The organism is Streptomyces sp. NBC_00102 (assembly GCF_026343115.1).
Classification (GTDB): domain Bacteria; phylum Actinomycetota; class Actinomycetes; order Streptomycetales; family Streptomycetaceae; genus Streptomyces.
In genome coordinates this window covers 155,388-171,135 of the sequence record NZ_JAPEMC010000002.1, presented here as the reverse complement: position 1 = coordinate 171,135, position 15,748 = coordinate 155,388, and the positions used below count along the sequence as shown (strand labels likewise).

The window sequence follows — 15,748 nt, the reverse complement described above, 5'->3', positions numbered from 1 at the left end:
GCTCCCCTCGGTACGTCGGTCGGCGGGCGGTGTCACGGCTGCGACCGGTCCCCGCCGGCCGGGACGCGCGCGAATCCGCGGATGTCGGGGAACGGCGGTTCACGGTCGGCCTGGAGGTCCACCTGGAAGGTGTTCAGGCACATGCCGAGCATCGTGAAGTTGCCGAGTGAGCCGATGGCGTCGACCAGGCCCTGGGAGCCGAAGTGCTCGTGGGCGGCGGCGAAGGTCTCGTCGGAGACGAAGTGCTTCTCCAGCACCTCCTGGCAGAAGGTGTAGAAGGCGGTGTCCGCCTCGTCGTCGAACTCCGGGGTACGGCGCTCGGCGATCGCGTCCACCGCGGCGGCCGGTACGCCGGCCTCGATCGCCGCCTTGACGTGGGCGTTCCAGGAGTACTGGGCGTCCCAGTTGCGGGCGGCCATCAGGAGGGTCAGCTCCCGCAGATGCTTCGGCAGGTCGGAGTCGAAGCGGACGAACGCCCCGAGGGACTCCACGCGTTCGCAGAGTTCGGGGCTCTGCAGCCAGACCCGGAACGGACCGCGCACCCCGCCGCGACGAGCGGTGATGCGGGCGTGGAGCTCCTGCTGGTGCTCGTTCATCTCTTCGGTACGGAGAACGGGGAGGCGCATGGCCGGTCCCTGCCTTTCGATCTGCGACACAAACTCGAAATGTGCGATGGCAGCAGACCGTACATCCGGCTGGTAGAGGCTCACCCTTCTCGGAATGCAAGGTAAAGGTGCGCATCCGGGACCTCTCGGCGGAGCCCGTTTCCCATAACGTCGGACGACGCCTCTCGCCGTCGAAAGGGTTTGCGCATGAGCGTCATCGTCAAGGCCGCCTCCGTCCCGCTGCTGGACCGGGGAGGTTCGATCGTGACGACCCCGCTGGTCACGACCGTGTCGGCGGCCGGCGAGAATCGGATCACCAGCGGAATGAGCGTTTATCCGGTCGGTTCCGGGGCTCCGATGCACTCGCACAACTGCGACGAGCACGTGACGATTCTCGAAGGGGAGGCCGAAGTGCTGGTCGAGGGCTCCGTGACACGTTTGGAGCGCTACGACACCACGTACATCCCCTCTCCCGTCCCCCACCTCTTCCGGAATGCCGGCGACACTCCGCTGCGCATCCTGTGGGTCTATACCTCGGGGACGGTGACGCGGACGTTCACCGACTCCGGGGTGACGGTCGAACACCTCTCGGCCGAGGACCAGATGGGGCGCTGAGCGCGGGCGTTCCCGGCTCCGGCCGGGGGCCGTACGCGGCGTCCCGTGCCGCGCACGACGAACGGCGGCCCGGGCCCCGCCCGCGGTCCGCTCCACCGGGGATGCCCGGTGGAGCGGACCGCGGTGGGGTCCGGGCCGCCGGCGCCGACGGGCGGGCCGCCCCTGTCAGACGGCCTCCGCGCGCGAGAGCGCCTCGGAGATCAGACGGGTCGCGAAGTCGGGGTCGTCGGTGATGCGGTTGATGTGTTCGGCGAGCAGGAACGCGGTGGCCTCCAGCGCGTTCATCTCCACGTCGTTCCACTCCCCGAACTGGCCGCGCCACAGGCTGGGGCTCAGGCCGGTGGCCGCGGCGATCACCAGTCCGGCCATGGTGGGAATGGTCTCGGGCCGGATGCTGATCGGCATCATGCGCATGGTGGCCACGAGGTTGGGCACCACGTACTCGACGACGTCCTTCTCGTGCTCCTCGTGGGCCTTCCGCAGCCAGGTCATGAACATGTAGATCAGCGTGCAGGCGCCGTCCAGCAGGTCCCTGGCCTCGTCCGGCCCCAGCGAGTCGGTGAACTGGTCGATGAGTTCCTGCTGTTCGGGATCGGTCTCGCCCTTGTGGTCGTGAATGCTCCTGAGACGTGAGTCGATCATCATGAGCGCCGCGCCCACGTCGCCGGCGGGAGCGTTCTGGGGGTCGTAGAGCGATGACACGGGAGTCCTCCTCGGAGGGCCGCGGTCCGCGGCCGACGAGTCCGTACAGTAGACGGACGAGGACGCGCGGCCCGTGCTTTTCGGCGACGTTCACCCGGCGGTGGCTCTCTCCCCGGCCCTCGCGTCCACCGCCGCGCGTGCCCGGGCGACCACGACGGGCGAGGCGTCCACCGGCGCCTCCAGGACGTCGGCCTCCACCCCGTACAACTCCCCGACCAGGGAGGCGGTCACGGTGGTGCGCGGGGGGCCCTGGGCGAGGACGCCGCCGTCCTTCATGGCGACGACGAGGTCGGAGTAGCGTGCGGCGGCGGCCAGGTCGTGCTGGACCATGACGACCGTGCGGCCGGCGCGGGCGACCTCGCGGACGAGTTCCAGCACCTCCACCACGTGTCCCAGGTCGAGGGCGCTGGTGGGTTCGTCCAGCAGGACCACGGGGGTCTGCTGGGCGAGCACCATGGCCAGCCAGCAGCGCTGGCGCTGGCCGCCGGAGAGACGGTCGAGCCGCTCGCCGGCCAGGCCGGTCGTGCCGGTGGCCTCCAACGCCTCGCGCACCGCGGTCTCGTCCTCGCGCGACCACTGACGCAGCAGCCCCTGGTGGGGGTGGCGTCCGTACCGTACGAGCCCGGCGACGGTCACCGCCTCGGGGGCGCGGGGCGACTGGGGCAGCAGGGCGACGCGCCGTGCGGCCTGGCGCCTGCGAAGCGTCCAGATGTCCTCGCCACCGGCGTGGACCGTACCGGACTCCGGCTGGTGGAGGCGGGCGACTGCACGCAACAGGGTCGATTTCCCGCAGCCGTTGGGCCCGACGATCGAAGCGACCTGCCCGGCGGGCACGGTGAATCCGGCGTCCCGGACGACGGCGCGCCCTGGGTACGAGACGTGCAGGGCGCGGACGTCGAGGCCACTCGTCGCTTGTTCCTTGGGGGAGTTCATACCGGGGTGTTCACGCCTTTTCTTCGGTGCGGTCCGAGCGGAAGAGGACCCAGAGGAGGAAGGGCCCGCCGAGGACGCTGGTGACGACGCCGACGGGGAGTTCGACGGGGGCGGCGACGCGGGCGAGCGCGTCGGCGGCGGTGACGAGGGCGGCTCCGGCCAGACCCGCGCCGAGGACGGGTACCCGGGTGGGTCCGGCGAGGCGCTGCGCGAGGACGGGTGCGCCCAGCGCGATGAAGGCGACCGGTCCGGCGACGCCGACGGCGGCCCCGGCGAGGAGGACGGCCAGGGCGAGCGCGGCAGCACGCACCCGGCGCAGGTCGACGCCGAGCGTGGCAGCCATGTCGTCGTCGAAGCGCAGCAGTTGGAGGCGGTGTCCGGCGGCGAGGGCGAGCGGGACGAGGAAGCAGAGGGCGACGAGGAGCGGCGTACCGGCCTCCCAGTCACGGCCGTTGAGGCTGCCGACCGCCCAGAGGAACACTCCCCCGGCGGAGTTGTCGTTCTGCCGGGACATCACGAGGTCGCTCACGGCACCGACGAAGGTGGAGACGCCGATGCCGGTGACCAGGACCCGGTAGCCGGCGCCGCCCGCCCCGCCCGCGCACAGCACGACGAGCGCGGCGGCGGCGACGGCGCCGACCGGGCCGAGCCACCACATGCCGACCATGCCGGTGGACGTTCCGGCGGCCGCCGCGACGACCGCCGCGGTGGCGCCCTCGTTGACGCCCACCAGGTCCGGGGTGGCGAGCCGGTTTCCGGCCAGGGTCTGGGTGAGGCAGCCGGAGATCCCGAGCGCGGACCCGACCATCACGCCGACGACGATGCGGGGCAGCCGGAACTCGCGCACGACCATCACGGTGCCCGCGTCGCCCGTGCCCAGCAGACCGGACAGGGTCTGCGTCAGGCTCATGCCGGAGGAGCTGGCCAGCGCGGCGAGCGCCACCAGCAGCGCAGTGACGGGCACGAGCAGTGCGGCGGCGAGGACGCTGCGGCGCGGGAAGAGCCAGGAGAGGGCACCGGCGCGCAGCACGGTGCTGTCGGGCGGGGTGAGTTCGGGCGCCGGGCGGGGCACTCCGGTGCGTCCGGGCGGAGGGAATGCTTCGGTGTGCCCGGGCGCGGGGCGGGGCACTTCGGTGCGTCCGTTCATGCGGTCGCTCCCGCGGTCGAGAGGCGGGACGAGCGGGCGATCCAGATGAGCAGGGGGCCGCCGACGAAGGCGAGGAGCACGCTGACCGGGGTTTCCCAGGGGCGGATGACGATCCGGGCGAGGATGTCGGCGAGGATCATGACGTCGGCGGCGATCAGCGCGGAGAGCAGCAGTTGGGCTCCCATGGACGCGCCGGAGAGGGCTCGGGCGGCGTACGGGGCGAGCAGTCCGAGGAAGGCGATGGGGCCGGCCACCGCGACCGCGCAGCCGGCGAGCAGCGACACGGCCACGGCCACCACGAGGCGGATCCGGCCCGGGTGGTGGCCGAGCGAGCGCGCCCCGTCGTCGCCGAGGCCGAGTGCGGCGAGCGGCCGGACGCAGCAGCCGGCGGCGAGCAGGCCGATCGCCACCAGCGGTACCAGGGGGACGAGTTGGCCGGTCTCGACGCCGGCGAGGGAGCCGATCGTCCAGTAGCGGTACGTGTCGAAGGTGGACTGGGTGCCGAGCAGGACGTACGAGGTGAGGCCGTGGAAGGTGGCGCTGAGCGCGGCCCCGGCGAGCACCAGGCGCAGCGGGGAGCCCGCGGCCCGTCCTGACGCGGCGAGCAGGAGGACGACGGCACTCGCCGCCATGCCGCCGAGCAGCGCCCACACCAGCAGGGCGCCGGAGGAGTCGGCGTGGAAGAAGGTGAGTCCGAGGACGACGGCGAACGCGGCGCCGGAGTTGACGCCGAGCAGTCCGGTCTCCGCGAGGGGGTTGCGGGTGGCGGCCTGGAGGAGGCAGCCGGCGGTGCCGAGGCAGAGTCCCACCAGGATCGCGGCGAGGGTGCGCGGGAGGCGTACGTCCATGACGGCGAGGCGCAGTTGGGCGTCGGCGCGGGCGGACGGGTCGCCCCGGAGGTAGTCCCAGGCCCGTGCGGGCGGGGTGGAGCCGGCGCCCATGAGCAGGGAGGCGAGGATCAGGCCGAGCAGGGCGACGAGGGCCACGACGGCCCACCGGCCCGGATGCCGGCCCCCGTTATCCGTCCCAGCCCCGGTTCCGGCTCCCGCTCCCGTCCCGACCCCGGCTCCCGCCCCGACCCCGGCTCCCGCCCCGGCTCCGGCCTCGGCTCCCGCTCCGGCCCGACCTTGACGAAACACCCTGATTGTTCGGGTTTCCGCCCTTCCGGGAGAGCCCTCTTGCGCAATGAACATATGGTTAGCCTAACCTAAGTCGCGAAGCCCGGGCCGGTGGTCCCCCCACACCCGATCCGGCCGGGATTCGTCGCGCCCTCATCACGTGCGCCCCTGTCACGGGGCGTCAGTGCCAGCCCGCTCCACCCTTTCTACGGAGGTTTCCGGCCATGACGCCGAACCAGTCCCCCACTCCCCGCCGCACCGTCCGCCCGCTGGCCGCCCTCGCCGTCCTCGGCATCTGCGCGCTCACGGCGACCGCCTGCGGCTCCTCGGACTCGGGTGCCGCGTCCGGGGACGGGGGCGGAAAGGGCACCGCGACGGTCACGGACGCGGCGGGCACGAAGGTGACGGTCCCGGCCGATCCCGCTCGGGTGGTGGTCCTGAGCGAGATGGATCTCGACTCCTCGCTGACCCTCGGCGTGAAGCCGGTGGGCCTCACCGCGGGACGCGGCCAGAAGGGCGCCCCGGCGTACCTGACCGGCGCGGCCGCGGGCATCCCGGTGGTGGGTGCGGTCACCGGACCGGACATCGAGAAGGTGGTCGGGGCCAAGCCCGACGTGATCCTCGCGGGGCAGATGACGGACACTCAAGTGCTGGCACAGCTGCGGAAGATAGCTCCCACGCTGGTCACCATCGGCGACGACAAGGACTGGAAGAAGTCTCTCGCGCTCACCGGTGAGGTGCTCGGCAAGGAGAACGAGGCCGACGCCTTCCTCGCCGACTACGACGAGAAGGTCGCCGCCCTCAGGACCGACCTCGGGTCCGAGGCCGGCGCCGAGGTCTCCGTCGCCCGCTACTCCCCGCAGGGTTCCGCCGTCATGCAGCAGGGCGTGTTCATCAGCGACGTGCTGAACGACCTGGGCTTCACCCGGCCGGGCATCCAGGCCGAGAAGGGCGAAGGCCACTCCACGCCGATCAGCGAGGAGAACCTCGCCGAGATCGACGGAGACTGGCTCTTCATCGGCACCCTGACCTCGACCGGCGGGTCCGGCGTGGTCGACCAGCTCTCCGCGAAGCCCGCCTACCAGCAGCTCGCCGCCGTCAAGGCCGGTCACGTGACCGAGATCGACGGCTCGATGTGGACGAGCCTCGGTGGCGCCGAGGCCGCCGTGAACGTCCTGGCCGACCTCCGGAAGGCCATGGTCAAGTGAGCACCGAATTCGACGGAAGGCTCGCTCTCGTCACGGGCGCGGGCCGCGGCATCGGCGAGGCCGTCGTCTCCGCCCTCGTGGAGCGGGGGGCCCGGGTGGTGGCCACCGACATCGCCCCCGACGGCATCGAGGCCCTCGCCCGCACGTACGGCCCCCGGGTGGTCGCCCGCCCGCTCGACGTCACCGACGCCGACGCGGTGGAGGCCGCGGTCGAGGAGGCCGAACAGGCCCTCGGACCGCTTGAGTTCGCCGTCAACGTGGCCGGCGTGCTGCGCAACGCCGACGTCCTCGACACCACCGACGCGCACTGGGCCGGCACCTTCGCCGTCAACGTCGACGGAGTGTTCCACGTCTCACGTTCCGCCGCCCGGCGCATGGCCGCCCGCGGCCGGGGCAGCATCGTCACCGTCGCGTCCAACGCGGCGGGCATCCCGCGCGCCGGCATGGCCGCGTACGCCGCGTCCAAGGCGGCCTCGTCGATGTTCACCAAGTGCCTCGGCCTGGAGATGGCCGCGCACGGCGTCCGCTGCAACAGCGTCTGCCCCGGCTCGACCATGACCGACATGCAGCGCGGCATGTGGGCCGATCTGGATCCCGAGGACGTGACCGCGGCCGAGGACCGCGTCGTCGCGGGCGACCTGGCGACGTACCGGACGGGAATCCCGCTCGGCCGCATCGCGGACCCCGCCGACATCGCGGACGCCGTCACGTTCCTGCTCTCCGACCGTGCCCGCCACATCACCATGCAGGACCTGTACGTCGACGGCGGCGCCACCCTCCGGGCCTGACCGGACCGGCCCGGGCCGCACACCGGACCTCCTCCGCCCGGCCCCCGGCCCCCCGCGCCCCGTCCCCCCTGTCTCACCGCCCTGCCGCCGACCGTGGCGGGCGCCCTCCACCGCAGGAGACACCCATGTCCACCTCCGTGCACGAATCCCCCTCGGCCGCACCCGGCCTGCCCCACCCCGCCCCCGTCACCCCCGGTGCGGCGACCGCGCTGCTCGACGCCTACCGCCCCGGCACCGACCGCTTCGTGGCCACGCCGTCACGTACCCTGCTCGGACGCGGCGTGCTCGCCGGAGTACCGCACGGCACGGCCCCGTTGGAGGAGCGCGTACGCGGCGTCCTGCACGTCCGCCGCCGGGCCGGGGACCCCGCGCCCGTCGTCGTCGGGTCCATACCGTTCGACGCGGACTCCCCTGCCGCGCTGGTTGTCCCGGAGTCCGTGGAGTGGGCGCCCGCGCTGCGCCAGGACCCGCTGGTCGCCCTGCCCGCTCCGCCGGCCGGGGACGGCGGCGCCTGGCAGGTGCGCGAGGTACCGGCCGCCGCGGAGTACGCCGGGGCCGTCGCCTCGGCCGTACGCCGCATGCGCGCCGGGGAGTTCGCCAAGGTGGTGCTGGCCCGCACCCTGGAGCTGACCGCGCCCGGCGAACCCGACCTGCCCGCGATGCTCAGCCGGCTCGCCCGCCGGGACCCGGGCGGCTACACCTTCGCGGTGCCGACCGGCCCCGGCCGCACCCTGATCGGGGCGAGCCCCGAACTCCTGGTCGCCCGGCAGGAGGGGCGGCTCGTCGCCAACCCGCTGGCCGGATCCGCGCCGCGCAGCTCCGACCTGGCCGAGGACGTCCGCCGGGCCGCCGCGCTGCTGGAGTCCCCCAAGGACCTGCACGAACACGCCGTGGTGGTGGCCGCCGTGCGCGAGGCCCTCGCCCCGTTCTGCACCCGCCTCGACGTGCCCGAGCGCCCCACCCTGGTACGCACCGCCACCATGTGGCACCTGTCGACCACGCTCACCGGCGACCTGCTGGACCCGGACACCACCGCGCTGCGGCTCGCCGCCGCCCTGCACCCGACCCCGGCCGTGTGCGGTACGCCCACCCCGGCCGCCCGCGCCGTCATCGCCGAGTCGGAGCCCTTCGACCGGGGCGCCTATACCGGCATGGTCGGCTGGCAGGACGCGGACGGCGACGGGGAGTGGGTCGTCACCATCCGCTGCGCCGAGGCCGAGGGCCGCTCGCTGCGCCTCTTCGCCGGGGCCGGTGTGGTGGCCGATTCCTCGCCCGAGGCGGAGACCGCCGAGACCGGGGCGAAGTTCCGTACCTTCCTGAACGCCGTGGGAGCCCAGCTGTGACCGCCACCGAGTACGACCCGCTCACCCCGGGGACCCCGGACGCGCCGACCTGGCCCGCCGGGTTCGCGGAGCGCTACCGGGCCGCCGGGTACTGGCGCGGCGAGACCTTCGGCGGCTTCCTGCGTGCCCGGGCCGCCGCGCACCCCGACCGCGTGGCCCTGGTCGACCCGGCACCGGTGCGCCGCACCTGGACGTACCGGGAGCTCGACGCCGGCGCCGACCGGCTGGCCGCCGGGTTCGCGGCCCGGGGAATCGGCCGGGGCGACCGGGTCGTCCTCCAGCTCCCGAACATCGGGGAGTTCATCGAGGTCGTCTTCGCGCTCTTCCGGATCGGCGCGCTTCCCGTGTACGCCCTGCCGGCGCACCGGGAGACGGAGATCGAGCACTTCTGCGCGTTCGCCGAGGCCGTCGCGTACGTCGTTCCGGACCGGCACGCGGGCTACGACTACCGCGAACTGGCCAGCCATGTACAAAAGCTGACGCCCAGTCTGCGCGAGGTCTTCGTGGTGGGCGATCCGGGCGAGCACACCGCGCTCGCCGACGTGCCGATCGATCCGACCGGCCCGATCGAGGGTCCCCGCCCACACGAACTGGCGTTCCTCCAGCTCTCCGGCGGGACCACCGGCGTCTCGAAGCTGATCCCCCGCACCCACGACGACTACATCTACTCGCTGTGGGGGTCCAACGAGATCTGCGGGGTGGACGAGGACACCCGGTTCCTCGTGGTCCTGCCGGCCGCACACAACTTCCCCATGAGTTCCCCCGGTTGGCAGGGCGTGCTGTACGCGGGCGGCACCGTCGTCCTCTCCCCCCGGCCCGATCCGGCGACGGCGTTCCCCCTGATCGAGCGGGAGCGGATCACCATGACCGGCATGGTGCCCCCGCTCGCCCTGGTCTGGACGGACGCGGCCCCGGCGTCGAAGGAGGACCTGTCGAGCCTGGAACTCGTCCTGGTCGGCGGCGCCAAGTACAGCGAGGAGGCCGCCCGCCGGCTGGGCCCCGCGCTGGGCTGCCGGCTGATGCAGGTCTTCGGCATGGCCGAGGGTCTGGTCAACTACACGCGGCTGGACGATGACGAGGAGACGGTCGTCACCACTCAGGGCCGCCCGATCTCGGCCGACGACGAGGTGCGCATCGTGGACGACGCCGACGAGGACGTCCCCGACGGCGAGTTCGGCCATCTGCTCACCCGGGGGCCGTACACGATCCGCGGCTACTGGCGGGCCCCCGACCACAACGCGCGGGCCTTCACCGAGGACGGCTTCTACCGGACCGGCGACATCGTACGCCGCACCCCCTCCGGCCACCTCGTGGTCGAGGGCCGCGCGAAGGACCAGATCAACCGGGGCGGCGAGAAGATCGCCCCCGAAGAGGTCGAGAACATCGTCCTGGCCCACCCCGCCGTCCACGACGTCTCGGTCGTCGCGGTCCCCGACCCGTATCTCGGCGAACGCTCCCTCGCCTACGTCATCCTCCGCGAGGGCGCCGGACCGCTGAAGTCCGTGGAGATCAAGCGGTTCGTCCGCGAGCGCGGCATCGCCGCGTACAAGGTCCCCGATCTGGTCGAGTTCGTCGACGCGTTCCCGCAGACCGGGATCGGCAAGATCAGCAAGAAGAGCCTGCGGTCCGCCGCCCCGGCTCGGCACCACGAGGAAAGGCCCGCTCCCATGGCACTGCCCGCCATCGCCCCGTACCCGCTGCCGACGGCGGAGGAGCTGCCCGCCAACCGGGTGGCGTGGACGGCCGATCCGTCCCGTGCGCTGCTGCTCGTCCACGACCTGCAGAACCACTTCCTGAAGGCGTTCCCGGCGGGCGAGCAGCCGTTGACCGGAATGCTGGACAACACGGCCCGGGTGTTGGAGAAGTGCCGTGCGCTGGACGTCCCGGTGGTGCACTCGGCGCAGCGCGGCGGCCAGACCCCCGAGGAGCGCGGTCTCCAGCTCGACTTCTGGGGCCCCGGCATGTCGGACGACCCCGCCGCACTCGCGGGCCCGGAGCGGACGGCGCCCGTGGAGGGCGAGAACGTCGTCACCAAGTGGAAGTACAGCGCCTTCGTCCGCACCGAACTGGAAGCGCTCATGCGGGAGGAGGGACGCGACCAGCTGATCGTGGTCGGGGTGTACGCGCACATCGGGGTGCTGATGAGCGCGGCGGACGCGTGGCAGCGGGACATCCAGGCGTTCGTGGTGGCCGACGCGGTCGCCGACTTCTCCCGTGAGGACCACGACATGGCGCTGCGGTACGCGGCCGGCCGTTGCGCCGTGGTGACCACCACCGACGCTCTCTTCCAGGAGGTCTGAGCCGATGCCCCTCACCCTTGAACTGATCCGCGCCGACATCGCCGACTCCCTCGGCGAGGCTCCCGAGGACATCCCGGTCGACGAGAACCTCGTGGACTACGGGCTGGACTCGGTGCGCATCATGGCGCTCCTGGAGCGCTGGCGCCGCGAGCACGGTGTGGGTGCCGCCTTCGCGGATCTCGCCGAACAGCCCGCCGTGGAGGCGTGGTTGCCGCTGCTGGTGGCCTCGTGAACGCCCCGCTGATGAGCCTGGACACCACCCCGGACACCCACGCCCCGGACACCGTACTGCCGTTGACCGCCGCCCAATCGGGCATGTGGTACGCCCAGGCCCTCGATCCGCTGAGCCCGGCGCTCAACACCGCGGAGTGCCTGGAGATCGATGGCCCCGTGGATCCGGAGCTCTTCGCGGATGCGCTGCGGCAGGTGGTCTCCGAGGCCGACGCGCTGCGCATCCGGGTGGAGGACACCCCCGAGGGGCCCCGGCAACGGGTGCGCGCGGAGGTCGAACTCCCCCTGCACACCGCCGATCTGCGGGCGGAGAAGAACCCGGACGACGTCGCCGGGGCCTGGATGCGGGAGGATCTCGCCCACGCCCACGACCTCGCCGAGGAGCCGGTGTTCGGGCATGCGCTCTTCCGTGTCGGCGAGGAGCGGTGGCTCTGGTACCAGCGCATCCACCACCTCGCCATGGACGGTTTCGGCTACTCCCTGCTCGTACGCCGCACCGCCGAGGTGTACGGCGCGCTGGCCGCGGGCGTGACGCCCGCCCCCTCCGCGTTCCGTCCGCTGGCCGAACTCGTCGCACAGGACGCCGAGTACCGCGCGTCCGAGGCCCGTACGGCCGACCGGGCGTACTGGAGCGATGCCTTCGCCGACCGCCCCGAGGTACCCCACCTCGCGGGGCGCGGTGCGCTGCCCTCCCGGACCTCGCTGCGCCGCACGGTGTCACTCCCACAGGAAACGACCGAACAGGTAAGGGAGTTGGCTTCCCGGCTGCGGGCGACCTGGCCGGAGGTGCTGATCGCCGCCCAGGCCGTCTACGCCTCCCGGGCCACCGGCCGCTCCGACGTCGTGCTCGGGCTGCCCATGATGGGCCGCATGGGTTCGGTGGCCCTGCGGGTGCCGGGCATGGTGATGAACGTCCTGCCGCTGCGCCTGGAGGTCTCCCCCGAGGCCGACTTCGCCCACCTGGTGCGCCAGGTGGTGCTGGGCATCCGCACGGTGCGCCGCCATCAGCGCTACCGCTACGAGGACATCCGCCGCGACCTCGGACTGCTCGGCGAGAGCCGCGCCCTGGTCGGTCCGCTGGTGAACGTGATGCCCTTCGACTACGACGTGCGCTTCGCCGGTGCGCCGGTACGGGCCCGCAACCTCTCGGCCGGGCAGGTGGAGGACCTGACGGTCAACATCTACGACCGTGCGGACGGCCGCGGGCTGCTCATCGACTACGACGCGAACCCCGCCCTCTACACCGAGGAGGGCCTCGCCGCCCACCAGGAACGGTTCACCGGTCTGGTCGCACGGCTGGCGACGGCCGACCCACACCTGCCGCTCGCCGCGCACACCATCGCCACTGCGGGCGAAGTCTCCCTGATCCTCGACGAGTTCAACCGGACCGGACGCGACCTGCCCGCGACGAACCTGATCGGCCCCATCGAGGCGCAGGCCCGCAGGACCCCCGCCGCGACGGCCCTGGTGTACGGCGAGGAGTCGCTCACCTACGCGGAGCTGAACGTCCGCGCCAACCGGCTGGCGAGGCACCTGCGGACACTCGGCGCCCGTCCGGACACGGTGGTGGCCCTCTCGGTGCCCCGGTCCGTCGAGCTGATCGTGACACTGCTGGCGATCCTGAAGACGGGCGCCGCCTATCTCCCGCTCGATCCGGACTATCCGGAGCGGCGCCTGCTGGACATGCTCCAGGACGCGGCGCCCGTCTGCGCGGTGACCGACAGGGCGGGCAGGCTGCCGGCCGGTGGCGCGGCCCCGCTCGTCGTGCTGGAGGGTCTCGACGTCTCGGCGCAGCTGCCGACCGATCCGTGCCGGCCGCTCACCCCCTCCCATCCGGCGTACGTCATCTACACCTCGGGCTCCACCGGCCGCCCCAAGGGGGTGGTCGTCTCCCACGGGGCGATCGACAACCGGCTGCGGTGGATGCAGGACACCTACCGGCTCACGCCCGAGGACCGGGTGCTGCAGAAGACACCGTCCTCGTTCGACGTGTCGGTGTGGGAGTTCTTCTGGCCGCTGCGCGAGGGCGCGACCCTGGTCGTCGCGGAGCCCGGCGGGCACCGCGATCCGACGTATCTGGCCCGGCTGGTGCGCGAACAGGCCGTCACCACGGTGCACTTCGTCCCGTCGATGCTTCAGGTCTTCCTCGCCGAGCCGGAGGCCGCGCGGTGCACCGGCCTCACCCGGGTGTTCTGCAGCGGCGAGGCACTGGCCCGCGAGACCGCGAACCTCTTCGCGGTCACGCTGCCGGGGGCCGGGCTCCACAATCTGTACGGTCCGACCGAGGCCGCGGTGGACGTCACCCACCACACCTGCGTGGCCGGGGACGGCGGTCCTGTGCCCATCGGGCGCCCGGTGTGGAACACCCGGCTGTACGTGCTGGACGCGGCGCTCCAGCTCTGCCCGCCCGGCGTACCCGGTGAACTTTATTTGGCCGGGCGCCAGTTGGCCGACGGCTATCTCGACCGGCCCGAGCTGACGGCGGCCCGTTTCGTGGCCGACCCGTTCGGCCCCGCGGGCAGCCGGATGTACCGGACAGGCGACCTCGCCCGGTGGACCGGGCAGGGCGAGGTGGAGTACCTCGGCCGCACCGACCACCAGGTGAAGCTGCGCGGCCAGCGCATCGAACTCGGAGAGATCGAGGCTGCGTTGTCCACACAGCCCGGCGTCGAGGGCGCCTGCGCGCTCGTGCGCGAGGACGAGGGCGGCGAACAGCGTCTCGTCGGCTACGTACAGGGGAAGGCGGACCCGGCCGGGGTGCGGGCCGCGCTGGCGCGCGTTCTGCCGGACCACATGGTGCCCGCGGCGGTGGTCGTCCTCGCCGCCTTCCCGCTGAGCCCGGCCGGCAAGCTGGACCGGCGCGCCCTGCCCGCACCGGTGTTCACCGGCGGCAGGGATGGCCGGCGCCCGTCCGGCGCCCTGGAGGAGAAGCTGACCCGGCTCTTCGCCGACGTGCTCGGCGTCGGACAGGCCGGTCCCGACGACGCGTTCTTCGATCTCGGCGGCACCTCGCTGCTCGCGATGAGGCTGGTGGCGCGGGTACGGGAGGAGTGCGCGACGGAGCTGACGATCGGCTCGCTCTTCGAGACGCCGACCCCGGCGGCCCTGGCCGCACGCCTCGCCGGCCCGGGTGCGGGCGCAGAGGACGCGCTGGACGTGCTGCTGCCCCTGCGCTCCGGCGGCGACCGGCCCCCGGTCTTCGCCTTCCACCCGGCGGGCGGCATCGCCTGGTGCTACGCGGGCCTCTCGGCCCGGCTCGGTGCCGGACAGCCGCTCCACGCCGTCCAGGTGCGCGGGCTGACCGACGACGAGCCCCTCGCGGCGACGCTCCGGGACCAGGCCGTCGACTACGCCGAGCGGCTGCGCGCCGTCCAGCCGCACGGGCCGTACCGGCTGGTGGGCTGGTCGGTGGGCGGCGTACTCGCCCAGGCCGTGGCGGTGCTCCTCCAGGAGGCGGGCGAGGAGGTCGAACTCCTGGCGCTGCTGGACTCGTTCCCGTCCGAGATGTGGCGTGCCCGCCCGGCGCCCGAGGAGGGCGACGCGCTCACGGCGGTCCTGCGGATGGCGGGCTTCGAGCGCACGGACGAGCAGACCCGTGACGATGTCCTGGCCACCCTGCGGAGGGCGGGCAGCCCGCTCGCCGGGCTCAGCGACCGCACCCTGTCCAGGATCGTCGACATCGTGCCGCACCACGCGCGCCTGATGCGCGAGCACCGGCACGACACCTACCGGGGCGACGTGCTGTTCTTCACGGCCGCGGCTCCCCGGGCGGAGGACTGGCTCACCCGGGATGCCTGGCGGGCCCATGTGACGGGCGAGATCATCAACCACGATCTGGACTGCACCCACGCGCGCATGCTCCAGGGCGATAACCTCGACACCGTCGCGACCGTCCTCGCGGCCCGGCTGAAGGAGCTCGACGGATGACCGCCCCGACCGCACCGTTCGACCCGGCGCACACCTGCGGGTCCGCCTCCGCACGATGGTGAGTACGCGGGCCGGGGTACGGCCCTGGTCGCCGGGCGACCCGCCTCCGGGGCCGTCCGTGCTGGACGGCGGGGGCCCGGTGCTCTGGTCCGTACGCCCATGGCCGCAGGAAACCCCGGACCCCGCTGCCGCCGGTGTTCTCGACGAGGCGGAGCGACGGCAGGCGGCGGCGTTCCGGCGCCCGGAGGACCGGGAGATGTACGTCGCCTCGCACACGGCGTTGCGCGTGCTGCTGGGCGGTGTCCTGGAACTCCCGCCCGCCCGGGTGGCGCTGGTCCGGCTGCCGTGTCCGGGGTGCGGCGCCGCGCACGGCCGGCCGGCGGTCGCGGGGCCGGCGGGCGAGCGGGTGCACTTCTCGCTCTCGCACACGGGCGGGCTGGCGCTGGTCGCACTGGCCGCCCGGCCGGTCGGCGTGGACGTCGAGCGGACGCCCTCGGCAACGACGGTGGCGGACACGGCGACGGCCCTGCACCCTTTGGAACAGTCGGAGTTGTCGGCTCTGCCGGTGGCGGACCGGCCGGCCGCGTTCGCGCGGTGCTGGACCCGCAAGGAGGCGTACCTCAAAGGGACCGGGGAGGGGCTCTCCGGCAGTGCGCTGAGCGGCGCGTATCTGGGGACGGGTCCGACCCCGGCCCCGCCGCCCGGTGGCTGGACCCTCGCCGACGTGCCGGTCCCTCCCGGTTACGTCGCGGCCTGTGCGGTCGCGGTCGCGGAAGAGTCGGGCACGGTACGGGACGGGGCCCCGCTCCACGGCGGCTGAGCCGAGGCCCG

13 protein-coding genes and 1 pseudogene are annotated in these 15,748 nt (G+C 73.2%); 9 read left to right on the top strand and 5 right to left on the bottom strand.

Features of this window, described 5'->3' with window-relative positions:
- Positions 1 to 32: 32 nt before the first annotated feature.
- Entirely contained in the window at positions 33 to 626 is a 594-nt protein-coding gene (locus tag OHA55_RS28300; protein ID WP_266711616.1) for a carboxymuconolactone decarboxylase family protein, read from the bottom strand.
- A 186-nt stretch (positions 627 to 812) separates the two neighbouring features.
- Between OHA55_RS28300 and OHA55_RS28295 the strand changes: the two genes are divergently transcribed.
- Complete coding sequence (locus OHA55_RS28295; protein WP_266711614.1) at positions 813 to 1,220, top strand: cupin domain-containing protein; 408 nt, start codon at positions 813 to 815, stop codon at positions 1,218 to 1,220.
- Between the two features lie 165 nt (positions 1,221 to 1,385).
- Here OHA55_RS28295 and OHA55_RS28290 read toward each other — a convergent pair whose 3' ends face one another.
- The 4 genes from OHA55_RS28290 to OHA55_RS28275 form a co-directional block, all read right to left on the bottom strand.
- Entirely contained in the window at positions 1,386 to 1,922 is a 537-nt protein-coding gene (locus OHA55_RS28290; protein ID WP_266711612.1) for a hypothetical protein, read from the bottom strand.
- Positions 1,923 to 2,012: 90 nt separating this feature from the next.
- Positions 2,013 to 2,855: an ABC transporter ATP-binding protein gene (locus OHA55_RS28285; RefSeq protein ID WP_266711610.1), complete on the bottom strand. Its 843-nt coding sequence runs from the start codon at positions 2,853 to 2,855 to the stop codon at positions 2,013 to 2,015.
- A 10-nt stretch (positions 2,856 to 2,865) separates the two neighbouring features.
- Entirely contained in the window at positions 2,866 to 4,002 is a 1,137-nt protein-coding gene (locus OHA55_RS28280) for an iron chelate uptake ABC transporter family permease subunit (protein ID WP_266711608.1), read from the bottom strand.
- On the bottom strand, positions 3,999 to 4,988 hold the full coding sequence (locus tag OHA55_RS28275; RefSeq protein ID WP_266711606.1) for an iron ABC transporter permease: 990 nt from the start codon (positions 4,986 to 4,988) through the stop codon (positions 3,999 to 4,001). Before OHA55_RS28275 ends, OHA55_RS28280 begins: the two co-directional genes overlap by 4 nt.
- A 356-nt stretch (positions 4,989 to 5,344) precedes the next feature.
- Here OHA55_RS28275 and OHA55_RS28270 point away from each other — a divergent pair, with 356 nt between their 5' ends.
- The 8 genes and pseudogenes from OHA55_RS28270 to OHA55_RS28235 all read left to right on the top strand — a co-directional run bounded on the left by OHA55_RS28270 (position 5,345) and on the right by OHA55_RS28235 (position 15,737).
- Positions 5,345 to 6,328, top strand: a complete 984-nt coding sequence (locus tag OHA55_RS28270; protein WP_266711604.1) for an iron-siderophore ABC transporter substrate-binding protein — start codon at positions 5,345 to 5,347, stop codon at positions 6,326 to 6,328.
- Positions 6,325 to 7,116, top strand: coding sequence for a 2,3-dihydro-2,3-dihydroxybenzoate dehydrogenase (locus OHA55_RS28265; protein WP_266711602.1), 792 nt, complete (start codon positions 6,325 to 6,327; stop codon positions 7,114 to 7,116). The genes OHA55_RS28270 and OHA55_RS28265 overlap by 4 nt, the downstream gene beginning before the upstream one ends.
- A 125-nt stretch (positions 7,117 to 7,241) precedes the next feature.
- The gene (locus OHA55_RS28260) at positions 7,242 to 8,459 is read left to right on the top strand and encodes an isochorismate synthase (protein ID WP_266711600.1); all 1,218 of its coding nucleotides are present in this window, start codon (positions 7,242 to 7,244) and stop codon (positions 8,457 to 8,459) included.
- A pseudogene (locus tag OHA55_RS28255) lies at positions 8,456 to 10,093 on the top strand ((2,3-dihydroxybenzoyl)adenylate synthase); the annotation flags it as partial. The gene OHA55_RS28260 and the pseudogene OHA55_RS28255, both read left to right, overlap by 4 nt.
- 33 nt (positions 10,094 to 10,126) lie before the next feature.
- Positions 10,127 to 10,759 (top strand): isochorismatase family protein, encoded by a 633-nt coding sequence (locus OHA55_RS28250; protein WP_266712455.1) that lies wholly within the window; start codon positions 10,127 to 10,129, stop codon positions 10,757 to 10,759.
- A gap of 4 nt (positions 10,760 to 10,763) precedes the next feature.
- Positions 10,764 to 10,991, top strand: coding sequence for a phosphopantetheine-binding protein (locus OHA55_RS28245; RefSeq protein WP_266711598.1), 228 nt, complete (start codon positions 10,764 to 10,766; stop codon positions 10,989 to 10,991).
- An 11-nt stretch (positions 10,992 to 11,002) separates the two neighbouring features.
- Positions 11,003 to 14,917, top strand: coding sequence for an amino acid adenylation domain-containing protein (locus tag OHA55_RS28240; RefSeq protein WP_266712453.1), 3,915 nt, complete (start codon positions 11,003 to 11,005; stop codon positions 14,915 to 14,917).
- A 55-nt stretch (positions 14,918 to 14,972) separates the two neighbouring features.
- Positions 14,973 to 15,737, top strand: coding sequence for a 4'-phosphopantetheinyl transferase superfamily protein (locus OHA55_RS28235; protein ID WP_266711596.1), 765 nt, complete (start codon positions 14,973 to 14,975; stop codon positions 15,735 to 15,737).
- The last annotated feature ends 11 nt before the right edge of the window (positions 15,738 to 15,748 follow it).